Here is a 26,680-nt window from a genome sequence, read left to right as displayed (position 1 = left end):
GACTTCCATGCACGGACCGTCAGCCGAAACGGCGTCCGCCGCTCCCTCGGTGACCCTGCTCACCGAGGGGACCTATCCGCACAGCCACGGCGGGGTCAGCGTCTGGTGCGACCAGCTCGTCCAGGGCATGCCGGACGTCGACTTCCGCGTCATCGCCGTCACCGGCACCGGCCGCGAACAGCTCGCCTGGCCGCTGCCCTCCCACGTCCGGGCCGTCCAGACCGTCCCCCTGTGGGGAACGCCCCCGGCCGGCCGCGTACCCCGCGGCCGGGAGATGAAACGCTTCCTCACCTGCTACGAGCAGTTCCTGCTGGCCCTCCTCGACCCCCCGCAGGAACAGCACTTCGCCCGCAGCTTCTACCGGCTCGCCGACCACGCCGACCGCGGCACGCTCTTCGCCGCCCTGCGCAGCGAGCCGGCGGCCCGCCTGCTCGCCCGCCTCTGGAACCGCCCCCGTCTGGCCACCGCCGCCGCGCGCCCCACGCTCCACGACGCGCTGGCCGCCACCGACCTGCTGGAACACGCCCTGCGCCCGCTCGCCGCGCAGCCGCCCGCCGAAGGGATCACCCACGCCGTCAGCGGGGGCCTGGCCACCCTGCCCGGACTCGTCGCCCACCACCGCCACGGCACACCCTTCCTCCTCACCGAGCACGGCATCTACCTGCGCGAGCGCTACCTCGGCTTCCGCAGCGAGCCCTACCGCTGGCCGGTCAAGGCACTGATGCTCGGGCTGTTCAGGATGCTCGCCGAGGAGAGCTACCGGTGCGCGGCGCTCGTCACCCCCGGCAACCGCTACAACCGCCGCTGGGAGGAGCACGGCGGCACCCCGCCCGGCCGCATCCGCACCGTCTACAACGGCGTCGACCCGGCCGCGTTCCCGCCCGCCGGGCCGGAACCGGAGGTCCCGACCCTGAGCTGGGCCGGACGGGTCGACCCCATCAAGGGCCTGGAGACCCTCATCCGTGCCTTCGCGCTCGTCCGGGCCGAGATACCCGACGCCCGGCTGCGCCTGTTCGGCGGCACCCCGCGCGGCGGCGAGGGCTACCGCACCGCCTGCGAGGCCCTCGCCGCCGAACTGGGCGTGGCCGGCGCCGTCGTCTTCGAGGGCCGCGTCGAGGACATCCGCGACGCCTACGCGGCCGGCAACGTCGTGATGCTCTCCAGCATCAGCGAAGGCTTCCCCTTCACCCTCATCGAGGCCATGTCGTGCGGGCGGGCCACCGTCTCCACCGACGTGGGCGGCGTCCGCGAGGCGGTGGGCGACAGCGGACTGGTCGTCCCGCCGCGCGACCCGCAGAGCATGGCCCGGGCGGCGCTGCGGCTCCTGCGGGATCCGGCGCTGCGGGCCGAGATGGGGCAGGCCGCCCGGCTGCGCGTCATCGAGCAGTTCACCCTCCGGCAGACCATCAGCGCCTTCCGCGACATCTACCACGACCTGTCCGGCCTGACGCGGCCCTTCGCCGTGCCGGAGACCGTCCCCGTCATGGCCCTGGCCGCAGGGGGTGTCCGGTGAGCGGACTGCTGCGGCTCGTACCCGACGAACCCGAACCGGCCCACGACCTCGCGGTCGCCCCCGCGCACACGCGCTCCCGGCCGCGGTGGGCCGCCGACCCCCTCGACGAGCTCGCCGAGGAACTGGGCACCGTCTGCGCGGCGGCGGTCCACCCCGACGAGATCGCCGCCGTCCTGGAGGCCGACGGCCTGACGGGCGAACAGATCGCCGAACGCTACGGGCGCACCGACGCCTTCGAGCTGGCGGCCGAGCTCTACGCCCGGGTGCCGCGCAGCCACCCCGAGCCCGGCCCCCGCCCCGACCCCTGGCGGGTCGCACCGTGGCCGTTCCTGCTCCGCTCCGTGGTCTTCACCCTGCCCGGCTTCGGCTACGCCCTCGGCTCGCCCCTGCTGGACGGCGGCCGCGACCGCTTCGGGCTGCCCGCGGGCACCGGGGCCCTGGTGGCCTCCGCCCTGGTGGCCTGGGCGTGGAACCAGGCGCTCGCCCACCGCGCGTACCTCCGGCTGGCGGCCGGCGGGCGGGCGGCGGCGGGCCGCTGCCTGAGCACGGGCGCCCCGCTCGGCGCCCTGCTCGCCACCGGCGCCGCCCTGGCCGCGAACGCGCCGGCCGGCGCGCTCGCCTTCGCGGCCGGGCAGGCGCTCTACCTGGCCGCCGCCACCGTCCTGCTGGTCCTCGGCAGGGAACGGCTCCTGCTGCTCGCCCTGCTGCCGACCGCCACCGGGGGAGCGGTGGTCCTCGTCACCCGGCCGCCGGACGCCCTGGGCACCGCCCTGCTGCTCGCCTCCGCCGGAGGCGCGCTCTTCGCCGCGGGGTACGAGATCGCCCGCACCCGGCGCGAGTCCCAGGGCGCCGACGGGCCGGGGACCCCGCTCGTCACCTCCCTGCCCTACGGCCTGTTCGGCCTGGGCTGCGGCGTCCTGACCACCGTCGCCGCGCTCGGCGACGTCCTCGTCCACCACCCGGGCGGCCCGGGCGCGCCGGCCGTCCTGGCCCTCACCCTCAGCATGGGCGTCGCCGAATGGCTGCTCCACCGCTGCCGCGGCATGGCCCTGGGCGCGCTCTCCGCCGCCACGACCACCACCGGGCTGCTGCTGAGGGCGGCCCGCGTCCTGGCCCTCTGCGCCACCGGTTACCTCGCGGCGCTGACCGTCCTCCTGCTGGCCGTGGGCGCCCTGTGGCCCGGCGCCCCCCAGCCCGCCCCCGCACGGCTGGCCGCCCTGCTGGCGCTCGGGACCGTGCTCTGGTCCGGGCTGCTGCTCCAGGCATACGGCACCGCCTGGATCCCGGCGCTGCTCTGCCTCGGCGCCGCCGGCGCGGAGACCTGCGCCCTCGTCCTCCACCTCTCGTCCCCGGTCACCGCCCAACTGGTGGCCTGTACCGGCGCGGCGGCCGGTCTGCTGGCCGCCGCCACCGCCCTGCTCGGCCGGATCACCACGCACCGCTGACCCGCCCGCGCACCGCCGCACCTTCCGTCCGCGCACCTTCCGTCCCCGTACGTCCCCGCGCTTCGTTCCGAAGAGGAGACCCGCATGCCCGCACCCTCACTCGTCGCCGTCACCGGCGCCGAAGGCTTCATCGGATCCCACCTGGTGGAGGCGCTCGTCGCCGACGGCCACCGCGTCCGCGCCATGGTGCAGTACAACTCCTTCTCGTCCTTCGGCTGGCTGGAGGACCTGCCCGCGGACGTCATGGACCACGTCGAGGTGGTCCTCGGCGACGTCCGCGACCCCGGCTCGGTCCAGGGCCTGGTGGCCGGCGCCGAGACCGTCTACCACCTCGCCGCGCTCATCGCGATCCCGTACTCCTACCGGGCCCCGCACAGCTACGTCGAGACCAACGTCACCGGCACCCTCAACGTCCTGGAGGCCGTTCGCCACCAGGACATCCCCCGCCTGGTCCACACCTCCACCAGCGAGACCTACGGCACCGCGCAGACCGTGCCGATCACCGAGGACCACCCCATCAACACCCAGTCCCCGTACGCCGCGTCCAAGGCGGGCGGGGACCGGCTCGCCGACAGCTACCACGCCAGCTTCGGGCTGCCCGTCGTCACCCTGCGCCCCTTCAACACCTTCGGCCCCCGCCAGTCCATGCGGGCCGTCATCCCCACCGTCATCGGCCAGGTCGCCGCCGGGGAACGCACCATCACCCTCGGCGACCTGCGCCCCACCCGCGACTTCAGCTACGTCAAGGACACCGTCGCCGCCTTCCGCGCCGTCGGCACCGCACCCGCCGGCGCCGTCCTCGGGCGCACGTTCAACTCCGGCACCGGCGAGGAGATCTCCGTCGGCGACCTGGTGACCCTCATCGGCAAGCTGATGGACGCCGACCTCGACGTCCAGGAGGACCCGGCGCGCGTCCGGCCCGCCGCCTCCGAGGTGATGCGGCTCGTCTGCGACTCCTCCCGGCTGCGGGCCGCCACCGGCTGGAGCCCCGCCCACACCCTGGAGGAGGGCCTGCGCGAAGCCATCGACTTCTTCCGCGACCCGGTCAACCTCGGCCGGTACAAGACCGGCATCTACAACGTCTGACGCCCTTCCCCCGCGCACGGACCGACGACGGACCGACGAGAGACACCCTTCGCAGAGAGGAACGGCACCCCATGCACGCAGTCATCCTGGCCGGAGGCAAGGGCGTCCGGCTGCGCCCGTACACCACCGCACTGCCCAAGCCCCTGGTGCCCATCGGCGACCAGCACGCCATCCTCGAAATCGTCATGCGCCAGCTGGCCGGCGCAGGCTTCACCAGCTGCACCCTCGCCATCGGCCACCTCGGGCACATCATCCGCGCCTACGTCGGCGACGGCTCCCAGTGGGGCATCGCGGTCGACTACACCACCGAGGAGAGCCCGCTGGGCACCATGGGCCCGCTGCTCACCATGACCGGCCGGCTGCCGGAGCACTTCCTCGTGATGAACGGCGACGTCCTCACCGACCTCGACTTCGGCGAGGTCCTCACCGACCACATCGCCTCCGGAGCCCAGCTGACCATCGCCACCTACGCCCGGAAGGTCAACATCGACTTCGGCGTGCTCACCACCGACTCCGGGCGCGTGGTCGGCTTCGCCGAGAAGCCCAGCATGGACTACCGCGTCTCCATGGGCGTCTACGGCGTCACCCGCTCCGCCCTCGCCCGCTACACCCCCGGCCTGCCGCTGGGCTTCGACGAGCTCGTCCTCGACCTGCTCGCCGACGACACCCCGCCCCACGCCTACGAATTCGACGGCTACTGGCTCGACATCGGGCGCCCCGACGACTACGACCGGGCCAACGCGGAGTTCTCCGTCCGCCGCGACCTGCTGATCAAGGGAGCGTGACCGGACCCGATGCGCACCCTCGTCCTGGGCGCCACCGGCTTCCTGGGCCGGCACGCCGCCGCGCACCTGCGCGCCCTTCCGGGCGTCCGGGTGCTCGGCGGCGGCCGGGCGCCCGGCTCCGCCCTGCCCGTCGACCTGGCCACGACCGACCCGGACCGGCTCGCGGCTGTCCTGCGCGAAGCCGCACCCGACGCGGTCGTCAACTGCGCCGGAGCGGTCGGCGGCAACCCGCTGACCCTCACCGCCGTCAACGCCCGCGGCCCCGCCGCCCTGTGCGAAGCCCTGCACGCGGCCGCCCCCGACGCACGCCTGGTGCACCTGGGGTCGGCCGCCGAGTACGGACCCGCCGACGGCCACTGGCCCGTGACCGAGACCGACCCGGCCCGCCCCCTCGGCCTCTACGGGGCGAGCAAGCTCGCCGGCACCCTCGCCGTGACCGCCTCCGGCCTCGACGCCGTCGTCCTGCGGGTGTTCAACCCCGTGGGCCCCGGCGCCCCGCCCGCCTCCCTGCCCGGCCGGCTCGCCATCGAGCTGCACCGGGCCCGCCCCGGCGGGCGGGTGCGCACCGGCGACCTCTCCGCGCACCGCGACTTCGTCGACGCGCGGGACGTGGCCGACGCCGTCGTGTGCGCCGTGACGGCCTCGCGGCCGCTGCCCGGCGTCCTCAACATCGGCAGCGGCACGGCCCGTCCGGTCCGGGCCGTCGCCGAGGGACTGCTGCACGCCGCCGGCCTCGACGGACCCGGCGGCGTCCGGATCGACGAGGACGGCGACGGCTCGCCCCGCTCGGCCGCCGTCCCCTGGCAACGGGCCGACATCACCGCGGCCGGCCGCGCCCTGGACTGGGCGCCCCGGCACCGCCTGGAGGACTCCCTCGCCGACCTGTGGGCCGCGGCCGCCGGCCGCTCCGCGGAGCCCGTCCGGTGAAGCGCCCCGCACCGCACACGACCGAGGGCGGCGGCGGGCGCCTGCTCGTCCCGCTGTACGTGCACCCGGCGGCCCACCCCGAGGAGTGGGCCGCCCTGGTGGCGGCCGCCCCCGGCCTGTACGCGGTCGTGCTCAACATGGCGGACGGCCCCGGCAGCGGCCCCGACCCCGCCTTCCGGGACGTCGCCGGGCGGCTGCGCCGGGCGGGGGCGCGGCTGCTGGGCTACGTCGACACCGGCTACGGCCGGCGGCCGCCCCGCGCGGTGGCCGCCGACGTCCTCCGGCACCGTCGCTGGTACGGCGTGGACGGCGTCTTCTTCGACCAGGCCGCGGCCGGCGCCGCGCTGCTGCCCCGCTACCGCGGGCTCGTCACGGCCGCCCGGCTGCTGGGCGCGCGCACCGTCGTCCTGAACCCGGGCACGCATCCCGACCCCGGCTACGCCGCGCTCGCCGACCTGCTGGTCACCTTCGAGGGGACGTGGGAGGAGTACCGGCGGGCCGGCGTGCCCGCCTGGACCGCCGACCATCCGCCGGGCCGTTTCTGCCACCTCGTCCACGCGGTGCCGCCCGACCGCGCCGGGCAGGTCGCGCGGACCGCCGAGGCCCGGGGCGCCGGGGTGCACTGCGCGGTTCCGGGCACCGGGGCCAACCCCTGGTGCAGCGTGCCCCGCACGGGGGACCGGGCCCTGGGGAGCGCCCGGTGACCGGGCGGCCGTCCCGGGCGGGGCTCCTGGGCGCGCTGCTGCTCGTGCTGCCGTTCGTGCTGGCGGGCTGCTCGGGCTCGTCGCCGGACGAGGCACCGGGCGCCGACGACGAGCGTCCGGTGGACCGCATGAGCGCGGCGCCGGACGGCTCGGCGCCCCCGGCGTCGCGCCGCTGGCAGCCCCGGCCGGGCCTGCGCTGGCAGTGGCAGCTCGGCGGGAAGGTCGACACCTCGGTGGACGTCCCCGTCTACGACATCGACGGTTTCGAGAACTCGGCACGGACGGTGGCCGAGCTGCACTCCCGCGGCCGCAAGGTGATCTGTTACATCAACGCCGGGGCCTGGGAGGACTTCCGTCCCGATCACTCGGAATTCCCCAGGTCGGTCCTCGGGAAGAACAACAAGGGCTGGGACGGCGAGAAATGGCTGGACATCCGCCGTCTCGACGCGTTGCGGCCGATCATGGCCGCGCGGATCGACATGTGCCGGCAGAAGGGATTCGACGCGGTCGAACCGGATCTGACCGAGGGATTCCGCAACCGCACCGGTTTCGCGCTGACGGCCGCCGACCAGCTGGCCTTCAACCGGATGCTGGTGAAACTCGCTCATGACCGGGGACTGGCCATCGGTTTGAAGAACGATCTCGAACAGATCCCGGAGCTGGTGCGCGACTTCGATTTCGCGGTCAACGAGCAGTGCGCCCAGTACGGCGAGTGCGAGAAGCTCACCCCCTTCGTGAAGCAGAACAAAGCGGTCTTCCACGTCGAATACGACCTGTCCCCGAAGGAGTTCTGCGGTACGGCCGGGCGGCTGGGGCTCAGCTCCATGAAGAAGAAGCTGGAGCTGGACGCCTGGCGGCAGCCGTGTTGAACCGCCGCTGCGGAGTTGATGATTCCGTGCTTCAACTCCCTTGCGGGAAAGCGGTTTGGCGGCAGGCGGCGGGCGGTGGAACGGCTTCGGTTCCCTGTTTGCATCTGAAGTGAAGAAGTTCACAGATGACCGTTTGGAGCCCGAATTTGAGCGACTGATGGTGCAGGATCTCTCACCGAACACAAGATCCCGTCACCGAGGCGGGCGACCCGGGCGGACGCCGAGTCCTGCCGCCGCACCGGGTGCGGAAACGATTCGACGAATCGGCAGGAGCGGGAGACCCAAGCAGTACGAACCACGAACGCGGTGGTTCTTGGGGTGAAGCCACACCGTGGCCGGGCAACTTCGCAGCCCGAACCCGACAGGTCATCTTTCGTAGGCGGATGCCGAAGGGCTTTGGCATGTCTGCGATGCCTCGCATACCTGCGCTCATTTCCCGGGCCGGCGCCGCGTCGGCCGTCACCGCCGCCACGCTCGCGGCAACGGTCCTCGTCCCCGGCCTGGCCCCCGCGGCCCAGGCGGCGACCGCCGGCGAACAGGCGCTGAAGGTCGCCGCCGCCAAGCAGGGCTCCCCCTACCAGTACGGCGCCACGGGCCCCGACCGGTTCGACTGCTCGGGCCTGACGCTCTACTCGTTCAAGAAGGCCGGCAAGACCCTCCCGCGCACCGCCGCCAGCCAGTACAACGCCACCCGGCACCTGTCCGGCAGCTCCCGGCAGGCGGGCGACCTGGTCTTCTTCCACAGCGGCAGCAACGTCTACCACGTGGGGATCTACGCGGGTAACAACAAGATCTGGCACGCCCCCAAGCCCGGCACCTCCGTCCGGCTGGAGAAGATCTGGACCAACAGCGTCTGGTACGGCCGCGTCAAGTAGCCCCGCTCCACGGCCCCGCCACCCGGCGGGGCCGCCACCTTGCACCGGCCGCCCCCGCACACGGCCGCCCCCGCACACATGGGAAAGGGCGGCGCGGGGGAGCGGTACGGGTATGGAGATACGTACCGCTCAGGGCATCGTGCGCGGAGAGCTGACCGCCGGGGGCCTCGCCGTCTTCCGCGGCGTCCCCTATGCCCGGCCACCCGTCGGAAACCTGCGCTTCGCCGCGCCGCAGCCGCCCCTCCCCTGGGACGGGGTCCGTGACGCCCTCGCCTTCGGGCCACCGCCACCGCAGTCCGGGCCCGCCCGCGTCCCCGGGGACCCGGCCGGCACCGACTGGCTCACCCTGAACGTCTGGACCCCGGACCCCGGCGGGTCCGGGCTGCCGGTCCTGGTGTGGATCCCCGGCGGGGCCTACGTCTCCGGGGCCGCGGGTGACCCCCTGTACGACGCCGCGCTCCTGGCCGGCCAGGGCGGACTGGTCGTGGTCACCCTCAACTACCGGCTCGGCGCCGAGGGCTTCGCACACCTCCCCGGGGTACCCGACAACCGCGGCCTGCTCGACCAGCTCGCCGCCCTCGACTGGGTGCGGCAGAACATCGCCCGCTTCGGTGGCAACCCGGACCGGGTCACCCTCTGCGGACAGTCCGCCGGAGCGGGCTCGATCGCCACGCTGCTCGCCGCCCCCCGGGCCGCGGGCCTCTTCCGCCGGGCCATCACCCAGTCCGTGCCCGGCCTCTACGCGACCTGCGCCCTGGCCGCGGACGTCACCGCCGACCTGGCCGCCCGGCTCGGCACGACCCCCACCACCGCCGGGCTCGCCGCGGTGAGCCCGCAACGCCTGGCCGACGCCATCGACCCGCTCATGGAGGAACTGCCCGCCCGCATCGACCGCTGGGGCCGGCTGGCCCGCTCGGGCGTTCCCTTCCTGCCGGTCGTCGACGGCGACGTGGTGCCGGACGTGCCCTGGCGGAGCCTGCGCGACGGCCGGGCGAGCGAGACCGACCTGCTGACCGGTCATACCCGGGACGAGTTCCGCCCCTTCCTCATGCTCTCCGGCCATCCCGAGAAGATCACCGACGAGGACGCCACCGCGGCGCTGCGCGCCCTGGCCCCCGCACCCGACGGCGAACGGGCCTACCGCGCCGCCCATCCGGACGCCTCGCCGGCCGCGCTCTTCGAACTGCTCTACAGCGACGTGCTGTTCCGCATGCCGTCCCTGCACCTCGCCGACGCCCACTCCGCCGGCGGCGGCACGGCCCACCTGTACGAGCTGTGCCTGTCCGCGCCCGCGCTCGGCGGCGCCCTCGGCGCCGCCCACGGCCTGGACGTGTCACTGCTGTTCGGCACCTACAGCGCCCCCGCCGCCCGCCTGTTCTACGGGGAGGAGCCGCCGCCCGAGGACGTCCTCGCGCTGGGGGACGACATCCGCCGCTCGTGGGCGTCGTTCGCCGCCCACGGCGACCCCGGCTGGCCGGCCTACCGGGTCACCGACGGGCGGCTCACCGGGCTCCTGGACACGGGGACCGGAGCGGGCCCGTACCCCGAGGACGCCTCCCGGCGGATCTGGGAGGGCCACGGCGTCGAACCCTTCGACCTCGTCTGAGGCCGGCCTCGTCCGGGCCGGGCCGCCGGCCCGGTCAGCCGACCGCGTCCAGATACACCCACTGTCCGTCCTCGCGGGCGAAGCGGCTGAGCTCGTGCTGGCTGTCCGCCTCCCCTCCCACCCTGTAGTGGGCACGGAACTCCACCGTGCCCTCCTGGTGGAAGGCGCTGCCGTCCGTGGCGCCCAGGACGTCGAGACCCGTCCACGTGATGCCGGGGTCGAAGTCCAGCCCGGGCGGCCGCGTCGTGGAGTGCCAGGTGCGCAGCAGATAGGCGGCGTCGCGGACCACGAAGGCGCTGTAGCGCGAGCGCATCAGCCGCTCGGCCGTGGGCGCCGCCGCCCGGCCCTGGTGGAAGCTGCCGCAGCACTCCCCGTACGGTGCGCCGAGCCCGCAGGGGCACGGTGAGGTGGCGGTGATCGCCGGCTGCCGGCGTGGGCTCGTTCGTCTGGACACCCTCCGATTCTGCCCTCCGCGCCGTCCCTTCCCGCCATCGGGTGACGACCCCGGCCCCGCACCGGCGCCGGTGCCGCGGTTCTCCTCGTAGGCTCCGGGGTGGCGCAAGGGCGTCGCGGGACGTGGTGAGGCGCGGTGAGAGGGACCAGGTGGCAGGGGAAGCGGAGATCGCAACGGCGGAGCAGGCGGCGAACGACGGCCTCGTGCTGGCGTTCGGGCGGCTGCAGGGGGCCGCGAACCGGCTGGAGTACATCCTGGGCCGGGCGATCGAGGAGGAGTGCGGGATCAGCCACCTGATGTTCGAGGTGCTGCTGATCCTGGGCCGGGCGGGGGAGGCGGGCCTGCCGATGCGGGCGATCGCCCAGGAGCGCGTGCTGAGCACCGGCGGGGTCACCCGGCTCGTGGACCGGATGGAGGCGGCGGGGCTGGTGGTCCGGGACGCCGACCCCGACGACCGGCGGGGGCGGCTGGTGCGGCTGACGCCCCGGGGGGAGGAGACGGTGGTGCGGGCGGCGCGGGTCCATGTGGAGAACATCCGGCGCTTCTTCCTGGAGCCGCTGCCGGAGGATCACCGCGAGCGGTTCGCGGAGGACCTGAAGACCCTCAGCCACGCGGCCCGGGACGCGCTGCCGCGGCTGCGGTGACGGGGGTGCCGGTGAGGAGGCCGTAAAAACCTCGGGCGGACGGGAATGTCTGACGCAGCAGATACTGTTGAGGCAGATGAACCGCCCGTGCCGACGGGCACCGCACCACCGCCCCTGGAGGCCCCCCCATGAAGCTCGTCTACGTCTTCGACGCCTACTGCGGCTGGTCCCACGGCTTCTCGGCCACCCTGGCCGAGGTCGCCCGCCGCCGGCCCGAGCTGCCCGTGGAGGTCGTCTCGGGCGGCCTGTTCACCGGGGCCCGCCGGGTGCCGATCCGGGAGTTCGGCTACGTCCAGGGCGCCAACGCCAAGATCGCCGAGATGACGGGGGCCGGGTTCGGCGCCGCCTACGACCGGCTGATCGCGGACGGCTCGTTCGTCATGGACTCCGAGGCCGCCGCCCGTGGCGTGGCCGCCCTGCGCCAGGCCGCCCCCGAGCGGGCGGCGGAACTGGCCGCGGCCCTGCAGGAGGCGTTCTACGTCGACGGGCTGAGCCTGTCCGACGCCGGCACCTACCGCACCGTCGCCGAGCGGGCCGGCCTGGACGCGGACGCCGTGGCGGCCGCCTTCACCTCTCCGGCCTCGGCGAACGCCGCCCGCGCCGACTTCCGCCGGTCGGCGGAGTACGGCGTCGAGGGCTTTCCCACCCTCCTGGCCGTCGACGGCGCCCGCGCCGCCGTCCTGGCCGTCGGCCACGCCACCGCCCCCCAGATCGAACAGCGCCTGGCGGCCTTCGCCGCGGCGGCCTGACCGGAGGCGGCCGCTGCGGCCGACGGCCGGCGGGCGGGCACGGGTTGCCGGATCCGCCCGCCCTCCGGCCGACGGCCGGGTTGCCCGTCGGCCGGCGGGCGGCCGCGGCTCGTTGGCTGCGGTGACAGCCGGTGGGCCGCGGGATGGGCGGTGCCTGTGGGCGACGGCCGGCTCGGCTTCGTGCGCCCGGCGGCCTCGGCCCCCGTCCGGTGGGTGGGGCCCGTGGTTCGCGAGTCGCCTGGCGTGCGCCGGGTGGCGGTCGGCTCGGTTCCGTCGTGCCGGCCGGCGGGTCTCGGCTGCCGGCGGGGTGGTGCGTTGGCTGGTGGGTGAGGCCCGCGGTCCGCAGGTAGCCCGGCGTGCCCCGGGTGGCGGCCGGTTTGGCTTCGTCATGCTGCCCGGCGGGTTTCGGCTGTGGCCGGGTGGCACGTCAGTGGGCGGGTGGGCTCCGCGGTCCGCAGGTCGCCCGGCCTGGTGGCGGTCGTCTCGGCCGGGTCTCGGCCCCCGGCCGGGTGGTGCGTCGGTCGGTGGGTGGGTTCCGTGGCTCGCAGGTCGCCCGGCATGCCCTGGGCGGCGAACGGCTCGGCTTCGTCGTGCCGCCCGGTCGGGTTGCGGCCGGCCCGGACCGGCCTAGCCTGGGGAGGCACCATGGTCCGTGCCCGTAGCCCGGTCGAACGGCCGGTGGGGGGAAGCGCCGCGGTCCGCCGGCTGCTGCGGCAGCGGGGCGGTCCGCAGGCTGCGCGGCGCGCCCTGTGGGCGACGGTCGCCGGCTGCACCGGCTTCTACGCGTGCACCTACGGACTGGGCGACCCCCTCATGGGGCTGTACGCGATGTTCGGCTCCCTGCCGCTGGTGATGTTCTCGCGGCTCAGCGGCACCGCCCGGCAACGCACGGGCACCCTGCTGGCCATGGTGCCCGTGGGCTGCCTCATGGTCACCGCCGGGACCCTGCTCGCCGTCCGCGACTGGGCCGCCGCCTGCGGCATGTTCGTCGTCGGCTTCGCCGTCTCCTTCGGCGGCGTCGGCGGCCCCCGGCTGGCCGGGGTGAGCGTCGCCGTCCAGCTCTTCTACGTCCTGCCCTGCTTCCCGCCCTACGCCCCCGACACCCTCGGCTCCCGGCTGGCGGGCCTGACCACCGGCATCCTGCTCACCGCACTCGTGGAGCGGGTCCTGCGGCCCGAGCCCCCGTCCGTGCCGTACCGCGTCCACCTCGCCGACGCGACCGCCGCCGTGGCCGGCAGCTGCGCCACGGCCGCCGCCGGGGCGGGGGACACCCGGCCCGCCGCCGACCGCGCCCTCGACGCCGCCCGCCCGTCCCGGATGCCGCCCACCGAGCGCCCCACCTCGCCCTCCGCCCGCGACCGGGCCCTCAACCACGCCCGCGCGGCCGTCCGGCACGTCCGCGACCAGCTCGACCGGCTCTACGGCGGCACCGGCGGGCCGCCCGTGGCGGCCCCGCCCGCGCTGGCCCTGCTGGGCCGGACCGCGGCGGCCCTGGACCCGGTGGCCGCCGGGCTGCGCGGCGGGTCCCCGCCGGGCGAAGCCGCCGGCCTGTCCGAGGCCGTGGCCGCCTTCGACGCGGCCCGCGCGGACGCGCTCCCCGGCGCCTCGCCCCTGCGGCGGCACCAGGACGCGGTCGTCAAGGCCGCCGCCGAAGGGGCACTGCTGGCCGCGCAGGCGTCCCGCATCGCGCTCGGCGTCCGCCCCACCGCCGAGGGCCGCGCCCCCACATGGCCGTTCCGGTACGCCACCGAACCCGCCGCTCTGTTGTGGTGGCGACGGCTGCGCCTGCACCTGACCCCCCACTCGGTCCACCTGCAGAACGCCCTCCGGGTCGCCCTGGCCATGGCGATCGCCCGGCTCCTGGCCGGCGGGCTGGGCCTGTCGCACGGCTTCTGGATGCTGCTGGCGACGCTCAGCCTCCTGCGCACCTCCGCCGCCGACACCCGTACCGCCCTGCGCCCCGCCTTCCTCGGCACCGCCGTCGGCGCCGGCCTGGCCGCCCTCCTGCTCCTCGCGGTCGGCGACGTCCCCCTCTTCTACGCCGCCGTGCTGCCCCTCGTCCTCCTCGCCGGCCTCACCGCCGGGCCCGTCCTCGGGCCGGCCGGCGAGCAGGCGGTGTTCACCCTCGCCTTCGTCCTGATGTTCACTCAGCTGTCGGTGGCCGACTGGCAGCTGTCCGCCGTGCGGATCGTGGACGTGCTCGCCGGAGGCGCCGTGGGCGCGGCGGTGAGCCTGCTCGCCTGGCCGCGCGGCGGCCACGGCGAACTGCGGGGCGCACTCGCCGGCTTCCTCACCGAGGGCGCCGCGGCCTGCCGCGCGGTCGTCGACGTGCTGTGCGGCAGACCCGGCCCCGCGGACCCGCTGCGGCCCGCCCGCCGGGCGATGCTCCTGGCCGAGGCCACCTACTGCCAGTACCAGACCGAGCGCATGCCCCGGCACACGGCGGACCCGCACTGGGAGCTCGCCCTGACGGCCGGCTACCACATGCTGCGCGGCGGCGAGCTGATGCTGCTGCGCTGCCCGGACGGGGCCGCCCCCGCCCCGCTGCCCCCGGAGGCGGCCGCAGGACTCACTGCCCTGGCCGAGGAGGTGGCGGCCGCCTGCCGCCGCTCCGGCGAGCTGCTGCGCTCGGGAGCCCCTCCCACGGCGGGAGAAGAGCCGTCCGCCGGCGGCTCGCCCCCGCCGAGCCGTTCCCCGGAACAGGCCGCGGACGCCGCGCCCGTGCTGCTGGCCGTCGACGCCGAGGCGTGGCTCACCGGCGTGGCCCGCGACGTGGCCCGCGTCCGCACCGATCTGCTCAGCCGGTGAGCACTCCCGGGCAAAAAGCATCAAACCGGTTCATACTGTTCAGGCCGGTCGTCCTTCGCCACCGGCGGCTCGGGGCCGTGGAGGGTGAGGTGTCGTGCCATGGCGCGAGCCCCCGGAGAACCCGGGACCGGGGACCGGGCGGCGGCCCCGGACGCCGGCCGCTGGGCCATGCTCGCCGTGCTGTGCGCCAGCCTGCTGCTCGTCGCCATGGACGCCACCATCCTCAACGTGGCGCTCCCCTCACTGATCGACGACCTGCGGCCCGGCGCGCTCGAACAGCTGTGGATCATCGACGTCTACGGCCTGGTCCTCGGCGGACTGCTCGTCACCACCGGCGCCGTCGGCGACCGCTGGGGCCGCAAGCTGCTCTTCCTCACCGGCTTCGTGCTGTTCGGGCTGGCCTCCGTCGTCGCCGCCACCTCCCACAGCTCCGGGCAGCTCATCACCGGCCGGGTACTGCTCGGCCTCGGCGGCGCCATGGTGATGCCCTCGACGCTCTCGCTGATCCGCAACATCTTCACCGACGACCGCGAACGCGCCCTGGCCATCGGCATCTGGGCCGCCGTGGCCGGTGCCGGCGCCTGCGTCGGGCCGCTGATCGGCGGTTTCCTCGTCGAACACTTCGCGTGGCAGTCCGCGTTCTGGGTGAACGTCCCCGTCGTCGTCGTGACGGTCGTGGCCGGCATCGGACTCCTGCCCGAGTACCGGGCCCCGCAGCACGGGCGGCTCGACTGGCCGGGCGCGCTGCTGTCCGTCGCCGGCATCGTCGCGCTCGCCTGGGGCATCAAACACGTCGCCAAGGGCAGCCTGCACCCCGGGGACGTGGGCGTCCTCCTGTCGGGCGTGGTCCTGCTCGCGGTCTTCGCCCGGCGCCAGCTCCGGCTCGACGACCCCCTCCTCGACGTACGCCTCTTCCGCACCGGCCCCTTCACGGCCGCCGCTCTCGCCACCCTGCTGGCCATGCTGGCCATCGGCGCCGCACTGTTCCTCATCTCGCTGTGGCTGCAGTACGTGCACGGCTACTCGCCGGCGGAGGCCGGACTGCGGACCCTGCCCTCCGCGCTCGCCATGCTGGCCGGCTCCCTGTCCTCGCCCTGGCTGATGCACCACCTGGGGGTGCGGGCCGTCCTGGCCGTCGGCCTCGGCGCCCTGGCGGCCGGCTTCCTCCTGCTCGCGCTCGCCCCGGAACCGACGACGTACCCGGTCGTCGCGCTCGTGCTGGCCGCGCTCGGCCTCGGCGACGGCCTGGCGATCACCGCCTCGGCGTCCGTCCTCGTCTCCTCCGTCCCCGTCGAACGGGCCGGTCAGGCCGGCGCGGTGTCCGAGACCTGCTACGAACTCGGGGTGGGCCTCGGTGTGGCGCTGCTCGGCAGCATCCACGGCGCCGTCTACACCGGCCGCATGACGGGGCTTCCGCTCCACGGGAGTGACCTGGACACGGCCCGGGAGTCGGTGGGCGGCGCGGCGGAGGTGGCCGAGGGGGCGGCCGGCGATACGGGCCGGCGCGTGCTGGACGCCGCCCGCGCCGCCTTCGACACCGCGCTCACCACCACCGCGTACGTCTCGGCCGGCATCGTCGTCGCCGTCACCCTGCTCGTCGTCCTCATGGTGCCGCGCGGCTTCAAGGTGACGGGCGGCCACTGACGGGCGGCCGCGCACTGCCGGCGGGTCAGGGCAGGCGCGCGCTCCCTCACGCCGGGCGCAGGAACGGCAAGGAAGCGGTCGACCCGGGCCGGGTTGCGGCGTGCACGGCGAGCAGAACGCCCGCCGTGCCCGTCGCCAGGTCCATCGACAGCCGCAGCCGGCCGTCCATCGGGAACGCCAGCTCCCCCCGGCACCGCACCGCGTGCAGCCCCAGCCCGCGCAGCTGCACCCGGCGCGCGCCGGCGGGCCCGCCGAGGTGCGTGAGGGCGTACAGCAGTCCGGCGTGGCCGTCCAGGAGGCCGGAGGACAGGAGGAGTTCGGTGCCCAGGCTCTCGCGGATGCGGTCGCGCAGCCGGCGGAAGTGGGCGTCCTCGCACTGCTCCAGGTACGCGTCGAGGGCGATGCCGATCCCGGCGCTGCCCCGCCCGAGCGTGGTGATCCGGCGCTCGCCCTCCCGCACGTGCACGAACCTCCCGCGCGCGACCCCGCAGTGGGCCAGGTCACGGGTCAGCGCGGCCTCGGCGCGGCGCAGATGGTGCTCGTCCCCCGTCCCGGCGAAGAGCCGGGCGAACAGCAACGCCGGACCCGACCAGCCGCGCATCAGCCCCACGGCCGCCGGCGGCGACGCCTCGTCGTCGAGGGAGCGCGCCAGCCGGTCGCCGAGCCGCAGCGCCCCCTGCGCGTCGCCGAAGTGCCACAGTGTCAGGGCGATCCCGGCGAGCCCGCCGAACAGTCCCGCTCCGCATCCCCGCAGGTCGAAGGCGGCCAGCCGGTCGACCGCCGCCCGTGCCTGCTGCGGGCGGCCGAGCTCGTCGAGGACGTACGCCATGCCTGCCAGCCCGTCGTACAGGCCGGGCCGCGGCCAGCGGGTGCGTTCGGCCGCCCGTGCCAGCCAGTCGACGTACCCGTCGAAGCGGGAACCCGTGCCGTGCCCCGTGCCGTGCAGCGCGTGCAGCACCCCCGCCGCTCCGAAGGCGAGGCCCGCGCCCTGCTGGTCGAACTGCCGGACGTCGCCCGGGAAGAGGCGGTCCTCCCGCTCCGGGGTGGCGCTGCTCAGGACGGCCCGGGCCAGGGACGCCAGGACCGCCTCCCAGCCGGGGGCGTGCTCCTCACCGGTGCCGCCCTCGCGGCAGGGGCCCGGCTCGTTGCGGCCGCCCGGCCCCACCGGCCAGGGGACGGCCGGCGCAGGGGAGGCGTCCGGGGGCGGGGCGAGGCCCTCGCGCAGCCGGTCACCGAAGCCGGGCGGCAGCGGGAAGCGGCTCTCCGCCAGCCGGATCAGCTGCTCGTGCTTGTGCACGTCGAAGCGCAGCAGCTCGGTCAGCGGGCAGAGGACCGCGAGCCTGAGGCAGTCCAGGGCGTACGCGTCGACGGCGACGCCCGAACGCGCCCAGGGGGCCGTGAAGCCGGGGGTGCCCAGGACGGGGGTGAAGTCCTCCGCGATGCCGAAGCACGTCTCGAAGTCGACCAGGCAGACGCTGCCGTCCGGCCGCAGCAGCACGTTGGCGGGCTGCAGGTCCCCGAAGACGACGCCCCGCGCGTGCAGCGCCGCCGTCGCGACCGCCACGCGGTCGAGGACCCCGCACGCCCACGCGGCGTAGGCGGCGGCCTCCTCCTCGCCCGCGCCCGGGTGGAAGAGGGGGTGGCGGCGGGCGACCGCCTCGTGCAGTCGCTCGCCCTCGACGAACTCCTCGACCAGGAAATGGTGTTCCCAGTGGCGCGTGCGGGCCAGGAGCTGCGGCACGCAGTCCAGCCCGGCCAGCCGCCGCAGCACCGCGTGCTCGCGCTCCAGCCGGGCGACCGCGTCCATGCCGTTGTCGTCGACACCGGCGTACGGGCGGGCCTCCCGCAGCACCACCCGCCGGCCGGTGGCCGGGTCCACGGCGCGGTAGACGCCGCCGCTGTTGGAGAAGTGCAGGGCCTTCTCGACCCGGTAGGGCAGGCCGCCGCCGGTCCTCGCCCGGGTGGCGCGGATCCGCGCGTCGATGAAGGGCGGCACCCGCGCCCACGGCGGGACCTTGAAGACGGTGCCGCGCACGTCGGGCACCGGCAGTCCGTCCGGGCGCACCACCGCGGGCACGTACTCGCCGTCGCCGCCGAAGCAGTAGCGGGCGGAGAAACCCCCGTAGCGCAGGTACAACGGGCCGTCGCCCCAGCGCAGATCACTGAGGATGTACGGCCCCCGAACCCCCCGCAGCAGCGTCGAGAGCTCCTGGAGCGTCCGCTCCAGCATCTCCTCGCAGCGCGGATAGACGGTGACGAGCTTGCCGGCGGCCGAGCGCGGCGCCCGCTTGCCGTTGACCAGCGCCAACAGGGTGCGGCTGCGCAGGAACTTGAAGCTGATGCCGTGCTCCACGCAGTACTCCCACACCGCGTCGACCACTCGCGGGGCCTCCTCGGCGGTTGCCGAGGCGTGGATCTTCCAGCCCTGGGCCGGCAACCGGGCGTCCCCGCGCCCCAGGGCCACCCAGCCGCCGCGTTCCGCGCGCCGCCAGCCCGGCGGCGCCGGCTGGGCGGCCCGCGCGAAGCGCCCGGCGGTGTCCTCGACGCGGTCGAGCGCGTCCACGAACAGGGGGTCGGCGGCGAGGTGGCCTTGAGCGAGCATGCAGTCTCCTCCCGGTGCCGGCGGCGTGGCGGGGACGGGCGAGGGGTGACGCGGCGGGCGCGCCGGCCGCCGTCGTCCGGGACGACGGCCGCCGCGCCCGCCCGCGCGGCTCAGACCTGTCCGAAGGTGCTCTGGTAGCTGTTGCTGCAGGGCCACTGGGCGGGGGGCTCCTCCTCCAGCTCCTGCAGTTCCAGGATCTCCGACACGTCGCTCACCTCCCCTCCGCTGCCGACGGGGCCGACGGGACGGACATGGACCGTGCGCCCAGGAAGGGAAGGACGCCGGTCCCCTCGAACGCGGACCTCAGGGCGAGCAGCACGCCCGCCGCACCCGTCGCCAGGTCCGACGAGAGCCGGTCCGGCCGGAATCCGGGAAACGCGAGGTGGCCCCGGTACGAGCGGGCGTGCCACGCCAGCCGCCGCACCTGCCGCAGCAGCACCGGCCCGCCCGCCGGCTCGCCCAGCGCCACCAGCGCCGCGACGGTCCCGGCGCGCCCGCGCAGCAGCCCTGCGGTGTGCACGTACACCGCGTCGCACGTGCGCCGGATCGCGGCCGGCAGCGCGGCCGTGGCGCGGTCGGGCCGGTGCCGGTGCAGCTCCGGCAGGACGAACGCCAGGCCGGCGCTGCCGCCCTGCAGGTAGGGCAGGGCCGGGCCGGTGCCGGCGGCGAGGGCGACGGTGCCGTCGGCCAGGGTCCGCAGCCCGGCGAGATCGTGGCGCAGCGCCCGCCGGGCGTGGCCGGTCCAGGAGCCGTCCCCGCTCTGTTCGTACAGCCGCAGGAACAGCAGGGCGACTCCGGCGGGGCCGTGCAGGAGTCCGTGGGGCGGCGGCCTGCCGGGCACGGCCGGCAGCGGCCCGTCGCCGGTGGTGCGGGCGAGCTCGCCGGCCAGCCGCAGGGCGCGGTCGTGCAGGGCGGTGTCACCGGTCACCGACGCGAAGTGCAGCAGGGTCAGGGCGATTCCGGCGCGGCCCCCGGCCAGGTCCGCGGGGGCGGCCGGGTCGTTTGCCGGCGGGCAGCGCTCCAGGACCTCCAGTGCCGCCTCGCGCCGCCCGAGCACGTCGAGGGTGAGGGCGACGCCGTGCAGGCCCTCGTAGAGGCCGGCGCGGGGCGCACTCTCCCGGCGGACCGCGGCCGTGAGCCAGGCGGTGTACGCGTCCGGGACGTCCGCCCCGGCGCCGTGCAGGGCGTACAGCACGCCGGCCGCGCCGTGGGCGAACGCCGTCCCGCCGATCTCCCGCGGTCCGCTCGGGGAGCCGGGGAAGAGCCGGTCGGGGCGGTCGGGCGTGGCACCGGCGTGGATGCCGCGCACCAGCGCGTCGCGGATCGCCGGCCAGTCGGGCCGCTGTGCCGTCAGCAGCGCGCTCACCGCGTCGTCGTCCCCGTCGTCCTTCCCGTTCCCCCGCTCGCAGCGTCCGGGCGGTCGCAGGCCCGACAGCAGGGCCGTACCGAACCCGCGGGGCACGGGGTAGTGCTCCTCGACGGCGGCCGCGAGCGCACGCAGCGGACCCGTGCCGGTGTACGGGACGGGCAGGAACAGCCACAGGCGCAGCCGGTCGAGCAGGTACCGGGCCGCGGCCGCCGCGCCGAGGCCGGCGGGCACCGAGAAGGAGGGGTCGCCGGCCGGCGCCGGCCGGTCGTCGTCGCCGGGCACGGCCGAGGCCAGGCCGGTGAGCACCACCGAGCCGTCGGGGCGCAGGAGCACGGTGGCCGGATCCAGTGCGGCCAGGCGCAGCCCGCGGGAGCGAACGGCGCCCACCGCCTCCTCGATCCGGCCGAGCACCTCCAGCGCCCACCGTGTGTACGGCCCGGCCTCCCGTGCGGCGCGGGCGGCGGAGGTCAGCGGGAAGGCGGCCGCGGCGGCCCGTTGCAGGGGGTCGCCCTCGATGTGCTCCTCGGCCAGGAAGTGGTGCTCCAAGTGCGTCAGGTGGCCGGCGAGCCGCGGTACGCACGCCAGGCCCGCCAGCCGTTCCAGGGCGGCCCGGCGCCGTCCGAGCCGGGCGACGGCGTCGTCGCCGTGCCGGTCCAGCCCGGCGTGGGGCCGGGCCTCGTGCAGCACCACCCGTTCCCCGGTGCGGGTGTCCGTCGCGAGGTACGTCCCGCCGCCGTGGCGCAGGCGCAGCGCGCGCTCGGCCCGGTAGGGGAACCCGCCCGCGGGCGGGGCGTGCAGCGCCGCGAGGTCGGAGCGCAGTACCTCGGGCAGGCGCACCCCGTCGGGGACGGTGAAGGCGGCCCGGCGCGGTGCGGCCACGGGCGTGCCGTCCGGCCGCCGTCGCGGTGCGCCGGGCCCGGTGGCGTAGCGCACGTACAGGGGGCCGTTCCCGTGCCGCAGGGCGCCCAGGACGTACACCCCCGCCAGGCCGTCGAGGAGGACGGCGAGTTCGCCGAGGGTCCGGGTGAGGGCGGCCTCGTCACCGGCGTGGACCGTGATGGTCCGCCCGCCCCGGAAGCGGTCGGCGCGATGGCCGTTGAGCTCGCGCGCGGTGGCGGCGCTGCGCAGGAAGCCGAAGGCGAGCCCGTGCTCCATGCAGTGGCCCCAGACGATCCCGGCGGCCCGGGCGAGACGGTCCGGCGTCACCGACACGTGGATCCGCCAGCCCGGCGCGGGCGGTGGGGCCCCGCGCGGACGCAGGGAGACCCACCAGTCCGACTCGTCCCGCTCCCAGCCCTCGGGAGGCTGCCGGCGGGCCGCGGGGATCCGGTCGTGGTCGTCGGGGTAGCGCTCGGGCACGTCGTAGAAGACGGGGTCGGCGAGAGCGAAGCGGTCGTAGTCCTTGAGCGTCAGCACGGCGCGTCCCTTTCGGGGGCGAGGACTTCCGGAGCGAGGACGTGCGCGGTCGGTCAGGGCGTCACAGGGCGAGGGCGGTGAACTCCGGCGGATTGGTGCGGACGGAGCGCCGGTCGATGCGGGAACGCACTTCCTGCGAGCCGAAGTGGTAATCCATGCGCCGGACGGCCTCCGCCCAGTCCTGCATGGTGCGCACTGCGGAAAGCGTCTCCACGACGAACGGGTCGCTCAGCCGGGACACCCCGCGATACCACAGGTCGAGCGGGGACTCCTGCAGAATGTTTCCCACGGTGCCTTCGTAGACGGGAAGCGCCCGGACGGCACCGTCCGGTTCGATCTGCATCACGAGTGTGTCGACGCCCCGTGCGAAACGGTCGGGGCGCATGACGAGATTCTGATTGTCGGTGGTGCAGACCCGCACCCCTTCCGGTGCGAGCTGCTGCAGCCTGGCAACCTGCCGCTCGCTCGTCAACTGCGCGATCCGGTCGTCGTCGAGGAGCTCGAAGCGGCAGAATTCCGGCCGGCTGGCGAGCCCTTCGGGAACCGCCGCGTTGAAGGTGAGGCTGCGCAATTCGCCGAAGCGCGGGGCGATGGCCGTGCAGAATTCCTCCAGCTGCGGGAAATTGCTCTGCACCACGACGCAGTCGATGCCGAACCAGAGCGGCGTCTGCCGCAGGCGTCTGCGTTCCCGGGCCACTCCGTCGAGGAGGGTGAGGGCGCTCAGCGCCCGGTCGAAGGAGCCGCGCCGGCCCCGGATCCGGTCGTGGACCTGCGCCGTCGCCCCGTCCAGACTCACGATGACCTCGTCGAACACCTTCGCGAGCTCGGTCGCCATCCAGGGTTCCATGATCCAGCCGCTGGTGTAGACGGCGGTCTTCACGCCGGCCCGCGACAGCCGGCCGGCGACCTCGAAGATCCCTTTGACCACGAGGGGTTCGCCGCCGGAGAGCGCCACCACGCGCGGATTCAGCGAGATCAGGGCGTCGGCCACCCGCAGCATGTCCTCGTGGCTCAATTGCCTGGGCGCCCGCCGGCCGGACTCCGAATAGCAGTGCGAGCAACGCAGGGGACAGGCGTAGGTGGTGTCCCAGACGACCACCTCGGGACCGGAAGACACGCTCATGGTTCCCTTTCGGCTTTCCTTGAATCGCACAGTCGATCGTCGTACCGGGGAGTCGTCGTACCGGAAGTCCGGGCAAATGACAGACAATCCGAGCCTGCCGCGTCCGACGCCCGGCGCCCAGCCCGGAATCCCCCGATCTCCATGGAGGTTTTCCGCTATACGACCCGCGGGCGATCGTCTGGACTGCCGTCGTCCGGCCCGTCGATAATGGCGCGCGTGAGGGGTTGCGCGTGAGGGGTAACGGACCGGCGATACGGATTGCCGCGTTCTTCGGCGGGTCGTGCCTGCTCTGGGCGGTGACCACCGGAGCGTTTCTGCTGGAGAACAACACGGTCACGTTGCCGTGGATCCTCGGTGCCGTTCTGCCCTGTTACTGCGCCGGCCTGTTCGCCTGGTGGCACGCACCCGCCAACCCGGTCGCCCGCCGGCTGCTGCTGATCGGCACCGCCCTGTCGGTGAGCATCGGCATCCGCTACACCTCGGCCCTGCTGACCGTCCGGTTCGGCTGGGACCTCAGCGCCCCCGAGAACGGCCTGCCCTCCCCGACGGCCTGCCTGGTCGTCCTCCCGGCGGAGTGGGACAACCTCGCGGTCAGCATCCTCGTCGTGCACCTGCTGGCGCTGCTGCCCGACGGCCGCTCCCGCTTCCGCTACGAGCGCCCCGTCCTGCGCTCGCTGTGGGCCCTGCTGGCCCTGCCGTTCGTCCTGCCGCTGGCGGGCGTGCCCACCAGGGTCGTCGAGTTCGCGGTGTTCTACTACCCCGAGGCGTGGCTGCCCGGGGTGGGCGCCACGTTGCTGGTCGTCCGGTGCCTGCGCGCCCGGGCGGCCGGGGAGCGCGACGTCGCCGTGCTGCTGCCCCTCGCCCTGGCGGCGGCCGGGCTCTTCCTCGGCCGGGCCGTCTCCCGGCTGTTCCGCACCTGGCACGGCGAGTCCGGGATCCTCTACCTCATCGGCTCGGCCCTCGGCGCCCTGCCCTACGTGCTGATCTCCCTGTCCGTCGTCTACGCGGCCCTGCGCTACCGCCTCCTGGGCGTCGACATCGTCATCCGGCGCTCGGTCGTCTACGGCACGCTGTGGCTCATCATCAGCGGCTGGTACCTGGGCATGGCGATGACCCTCGGCCTGACGGCGGGCCAGTACTTCCCCATCGGCCTGTCGGTGCTGGTCGCGGTCACCGCCACGGCCCTCTTCCAGCCGCTGCGGGCCAAGCTGAACCAGCTCGCCGAGCGCCGCGTCTTCGGCGACCGGCTCAGCAGCTTCGAACTCCTCGTCCAGTTCGGCAGCGTCCTCGAACACGCCTACGACCTCAGCCGGCTGGCGCCCCAGCTCGCCGCCGGCCTGCAGCAGGGGCTGGGCCTGCAGTGGGCCCGGGTCCGTCTGGGCGGCTGCGGTGACCTGCCCGCCCACGTCGGCAGGGCCGGCGAGGAGCCAGCCGCCGACGCCGCCGGGACCGCCGGCAGCGGCTTCCCGGTCTGCTACGGCAAGGACGTCCTCGGCCTCATCGAGTACGGGCCCAAGTCCGAGGGCCGCTTCACCCCCGAGGACCACGACGTGGTCGGCACCCTCGCCCGGCAGGCCGCCCTCGCCGTCCACAACGTGCGCCTGGCCGCCGAACTGTCCACCCGCATCGAGGAGGCGCAGCGCCAGGCCGGCGAACTCGACGCCTCCCGTGCCCGCATCGTGCACGCCCAGGACGGCGAGCGGCGGCGCATCGAACGGCGGCTGCACGACGGCATCCAGCAGGACCTGGTGGCCCTGGTCGCCAAGCTGCGCCTCGCCCGCAACCGGCTCGGCCGCGGCGGTGACGTCCACGCCGTGCTGACCGAGGTCCAGGACGACGCCTACCGCGTCATCGACGAGCTGCGCGAGGTCGCCCACGGCATCCACCCGCCGGTCCTCACCGACCAGGGCCTGGTCGCCGCCGTCACCTCCCGGGCCCGCCGCATGCCGATCCCCGTCACCGTGCACATCGAGGAGTCCCTCGACCGCGTGCGCTTCGCCCTCGACATCGAGGAGTCCGCGTTCTATCTCATCTCCGAGGCACTCACCAACGTCCTCAAGCACGCCGACGCCACCCGGGTCACGATCCGCATAGCCCGCCGCGAGGGCTGGCTCGTGGTCGAGGTCGTCGACGACGGCGTCGGCTTCCCCACCGACACCACGCGCGGTTCCGGACTGACCGGGATGCGCGACAGGATCGAGGCGGTGGGCGGGGACCTGCGGATCACCAGCCGGTCCGGTGCCGGCACCACGATCCGCTCCAGACTGGCCGAACGGGTGCGGGAGGAGATCCGTGACTGAGCAACCGATGCGCGTCGTCATCGCCGAGGACCACTACCTGGTGCGCGAGGGCACCCGCCGGCTGCTGGAGGACACCGGCGACGTCGCCGTCGTCTCGGCCGTCGGCGACGCCGCCGAACTGCTGGCCGCCGTCGAGGAACTGCGCCCCGAGGCCGTCATCGCCGACATCCGCATGCCGCCCAGCCACCACACCGAGGGCATCGCTGCCGCCCACGCCATCCGCGCCGGCCACCCCGGCATCGGCGTCGTCATGCTCTCCCAGCACGCCGACGAGAACTACGCCTTCGACCTCTTCCAGCGCGGCACCGACGGCCTGGCCTACCTGCTCAAGGAGCGCATCGGCGAACTCGACGAACTGTTGCGCGCACTGCGCGAGGTCGCCGCGGGCCGCTCCGTGGTCGACCCCCGCATCGTCGAGGTGCTCATGGGCAGCCACACCCGGGCCGCGGACGCGCCGCTGGCGGCGCTGACGCGGCGCGAGCTGGACGTGCTGCGGCACATGGCGGAGGGCAAGACGAACCGGGCCATCGCCCGGGCCCTGGTGCTCTCGGAGTCCACCATCGAAAAGCACGTCAACGCGACCTTCACCAAGCTGGGACTGGCCGAGGAGCCCCAGCTCCACCGCCGGGTGAGCGCGGTCCTCGCCTACCTCCGGCACGCCCCCCGGGGCGCCGGGTGAACCGCGTCAGCCGGACAGGTCCTCCCACGTGATCACCGGGCTGCCCGCCCGCAGGCTGAAGTCCATCGCCGGGTCGCGCACCGGCCACTTCAGCCGCAGCCAGTTCGGCACGGTGGCCGCGATGCCGTCGTCCGCGGCCAGGTGCCAGAAGGTGTTGGAGTCCTGCCGGGCGAAGTACGGGCAGAAGAAGGAGACCACCACCGTCACCCGACGCCCCCGCGTCACCGGCGAGACCGCGTGGAAGATCCGGCTGCCGTGCAGGAACAGCGTTGCCCCGCGCTCCCCGCACGGCGCCTCCTTGATCCGCGGGTCGTCCGCGCGGGCGCCCGTGAACGCGTCGGCCCGGCCCTGGAAGTAGGAGAAGCGGCCGCCGTCGTAGTCCTCGTAGCCGTTGAGCTGGATGGTCAGGACGTAGTCCATGCCGTCGTGGTGCCACTTGACGATGTCCCGCCGGCCGTCGGCCTCGAAGTAGTTGATCTGCACGGTGGGGATCCGCAAGGGGTGCGGGATCAGTGGGACCCCGGCCATCCGCGAGCAGGCCAGCAGGAAACCCCGGTCACGGATCATGTTGTTGATGAACGCCGACATCAGATCGGCGCTGCGCACCCGCCGCGTGGTGATGAAGCGGGCGGTGCCGGCGGAGCCCTCCAGCCGGTCGCACACCTCGCCGAGGCAGTCCAGGCCCTCCGGCGTCAGGATCTGCACGGGCCCCACGAGCGCGGTCTCGTCGACCGTGCCGTGCCCCCGGTTGAGCTCGTGGGTGGCGTAACCGAACTCCTGCAGCCGTAGCCGCGGACCGCCGACGTCACCGGCCACGAAGCCGGGGCGCCAGCGCGGTTCGCCGGGCAACTCCGGGCGCCGGCGCGGCCTGCGGGCCCGCAGTGCGTGGAGGACCTGGTCGACACCGGTGGCCATCCGGGGGTGGTTGAGGACGCTGCTCCTGCCGGATCTCTCCCCTGCCGTCGTCATGAGCCGATTGCAGCGCCGGGACCCCCGCCCGGCAAGAGCCCGGTTCCCGCCACGACGGGCCCCGGCCTGGGGACTCTTGCAAGGACGTGAACTCTTCCTTTCATTCCCAGGTA

The 26,680-nt window shown here is 74.9% G+C and carries 20 protein-coding genes and 1 riboswitch; of the genes, 15 read left to right on the top strand and 5 right to left on the bottom strand.

Annotation, left to right across the window (positions count from 1 at the left end; translation table 11 throughout):
- Positions 1 to 7 precede the first annotated feature (7 nt).
- From pelF to IE182_RS10870, 9 genes are all read left to right on the top strand, one after another.
- Positions 8 to 1,513: a GT4 family glycosyltransferase PelF gene (gene pelF, locus IE182_RS10910; protein WP_190109522.1), complete on the top strand. Its 1,506-nt coding sequence runs from the start codon at positions 8 to 10 to the stop codon at positions 1,511 to 1,513.
- Positions 1,510 to 2,958 (top strand): hypothetical protein, encoded by a 1,449-nt coding sequence (locus tag IE182_RS10905; protein WP_190109521.1) that lies wholly within the window; start codon positions 1,510 to 1,512, stop codon positions 2,956 to 2,958. The genes pelF and IE182_RS10905 overlap by 4 nt, the downstream gene beginning before the upstream one ends.
- Before the next feature lie 84 nt (positions 2,959 to 3,042).
- Positions 3,043 to 4,044: an SDR family NAD(P)-dependent oxidoreductase gene (locus IE182_RS10900; RefSeq protein WP_190109520.1), complete on the top strand. Its 1,002-nt coding sequence runs from the start codon at positions 3,043 to 3,045 to the stop codon at positions 4,042 to 4,044.
- Positions 4,045 to 4,115: 71 nt separating this feature from the next.
- A complete protein-coding gene (locus IE182_RS10895; protein ID WP_190109519.1) occupies positions 4,116 to 4,829 on the top strand; it encodes a sugar phosphate nucleotidyltransferase in 714 nt (237 codons plus the stop codon).
- A gap of 9 nt (positions 4,830 to 4,838) precedes the next feature.
- Entirely contained in the window at positions 4,839 to 5,756 is a 918-nt protein-coding gene (locus IE182_RS10890) for an NAD-dependent epimerase/dehydratase family protein (RefSeq protein WP_190109518.1), read from the top strand.
- Complete coding sequence (locus IE182_RS10885) at positions 5,753 to 6,460, top strand: spherulation-specific family 4 protein (RefSeq protein ID WP_190109517.1); 708 nt, start codon at positions 5,753 to 5,755, stop codon at positions 6,458 to 6,460. The genes IE182_RS10890 and IE182_RS10885 overlap by 4 nt, the downstream gene beginning before the upstream one ends.
- A complete protein-coding gene (locus tag IE182_RS10880; protein ID WP_229844730.1) occupies positions 6,457 to 7,329 on the top strand; it encodes an endo alpha-1,4 polygalactosaminidase in 873 nt (290 codons plus the stop codon). Before IE182_RS10885 ends, IE182_RS10880 begins: the two co-directional genes overlap by 4 nt.
- Before the next feature lie 246 nt (positions 7,330 to 7,575).
- Positions 7,576 to 7,726, top strand: a riboswitch (cyclic di-AMP (ydaO/yuaA leader).
- 4 nt (positions 7,727 to 7,730) lie between these two features.
- On the top strand, positions 7,731 to 8,204 hold the full coding sequence (locus IE182_RS10875; RefSeq protein ID WP_190109516.1) for a C40 family peptidase: 474 nt from the start codon (positions 7,731 to 7,733) through the stop codon (positions 8,202 to 8,204).
- Between the two features lie 112 nt (positions 8,205 to 8,316).
- Entirely contained in the window at positions 8,317 to 9,810 is a 1,494-nt protein-coding gene (locus IE182_RS10870) for a carboxylesterase/lipase family protein (RefSeq protein ID WP_190109515.1), read from the top strand.
- Positions 9,811 to 9,844: 34 nt separating this feature from the next.
- Here the strand turns inward: IE182_RS10870 and IE182_RS10865 are convergent, their stop codons facing one another.
- Positions 9,845 to 10,264 carry a YchJ family protein gene (locus tag IE182_RS10865; RefSeq protein WP_190109514.1) on the bottom strand — a complete coding sequence of 140 codons (420 nt, stop codon included), beginning with the start codon at positions 10,262 to 10,264 and terminating at the stop codon, positions 9,845 to 9,847.
- A 149-nt stretch (positions 10,265 to 10,413) separates the two neighbouring features.
- On the opposite strand from IE182_RS10865, the gene IE182_RS10860 reads away from it, so the two are divergent.
- The 4 genes from IE182_RS10860 to IE182_RS10845 all read left to right on the top strand — a co-directional run bounded on the left by IE182_RS10860 (position 10,414) and on the right by IE182_RS10845 (position 16,109).
- Positions 10,414 to 10,908 (top strand): MarR family winged helix-turn-helix transcriptional regulator, encoded by a 495-nt coding sequence (locus IE182_RS10860; protein ID WP_190109513.1) that lies wholly within the window; start codon positions 10,414 to 10,416, stop codon positions 10,906 to 10,908.
- A gap of 128 nt (positions 10,909 to 11,036) precedes the next feature.
- Positions 11,037 to 11,657, top strand: coding sequence for a DsbA family protein (locus tag IE182_RS10855; RefSeq protein ID WP_190109512.1), 621 nt, complete (start codon positions 11,037 to 11,039; stop codon positions 11,655 to 11,657).
- Between the two features lie 645 nt (positions 11,658 to 12,302).
- Positions 12,303 to 14,465, top strand: coding sequence for an FUSC family protein (locus tag IE182_RS10850; protein ID WP_190109511.1), 2,163 nt, complete (start codon positions 12,303 to 12,305; stop codon positions 14,463 to 14,465).
- A 99-nt stretch (positions 14,466 to 14,564) separates the two neighbouring features.
- Positions 14,565 to 16,109: an MFS transporter gene (locus IE182_RS10845; RefSeq protein WP_229844729.1), complete on the top strand. Its 1,545-nt coding sequence runs from the start codon at positions 14,565 to 14,567 to the stop codon at positions 16,107 to 16,109.
- A gap of 46 nt (positions 16,110 to 16,155) precedes the next feature.
- Here the strand turns inward: IE182_RS10845 and lanKC (IE182_RS10840) are convergent, their stop codons facing one another.
- From lanKC (IE182_RS10840) to IE182_RS10830, 3 genes are all read right to left on the bottom strand, one after another.
- The gene (lanKC, locus tag IE182_RS10840; protein WP_190109510.1) at positions 16,156 to 18,711 is read right to left on the bottom strand and encodes a class III lanthionine synthetase LanKC; all 2,556 of its coding nucleotides are present in this window, start codon (positions 18,709 to 18,711) and stop codon (positions 16,156 to 16,158) included.
- 211 nt (positions 18,712 to 18,922) lie between these two features.
- Positions 18,923 to 21,496, bottom strand: a complete 2,574-nt coding sequence (gene lanKC / locus IE182_RS10835) for a class III lanthionine synthetase LanKC (protein WP_190109509.1) — start codon at positions 21,494 to 21,496, stop codon at positions 18,923 to 18,925.
- 61 nt (positions 21,497 to 21,557) lie between these two features.
- A complete protein-coding gene (locus IE182_RS10830; protein ID WP_373303539.1) occupies positions 21,558 to 22,649 on the bottom strand; it encodes a radical SAM protein in 1,092 nt (363 codons plus the stop codon).
- A 266-nt stretch (positions 22,650 to 22,915) separates the two neighbouring features.
- On the opposite strand from IE182_RS10830, the gene IE182_RS10825 reads away from it, so the two are divergent.
- Both IE182_RS10825 and IE182_RS10820 read left to right on the top strand, forming a co-directional pair.
- The gene (locus IE182_RS10825; protein WP_190109507.1) at positions 22,916 to 24,919 is read left to right on the top strand and encodes a sensor histidine kinase; all 2,004 of its coding nucleotides are present in this window, start codon (positions 22,916 to 22,918) and stop codon (positions 24,917 to 24,919) included.
- Between the two features lie 7 nt (positions 24,920 to 24,926).
- Entirely contained in the window at positions 24,927 to 25,598 is a 672-nt protein-coding gene (locus IE182_RS10820; protein ID WP_190109734.1) for a response regulator, read from the top strand.
- Positions 25,599 to 25,604: 6 nt separating this feature from the next.
- On the opposite strand, the gene IE182_RS10815 is transcribed toward IE182_RS10820, so the two are convergent.
- Positions 25,605 to 26,567, bottom strand: coding sequence for a 2OG-Fe(II) oxygenase (locus IE182_RS10815; protein ID WP_190109506.1), 963 nt, complete (start codon positions 26,565 to 26,567; stop codon positions 25,605 to 25,607).
- Between the last annotated feature and the right edge of the window lie 113 nt (positions 26,568 to 26,680).

It is taken from the genome of Streptomyces cinnamoneus, assembly GCF_014650495.1.
GTDB lineage: Bacteria > Actinomycetota > Actinomycetes > Streptomycetales > Streptomycetaceae > Streptomyces > Streptomyces cinnamoneus.
Note: the sequence above shows the minus strand (reverse complement) of the source record. Positions and strands in the feature narration are given on the sequence as shown.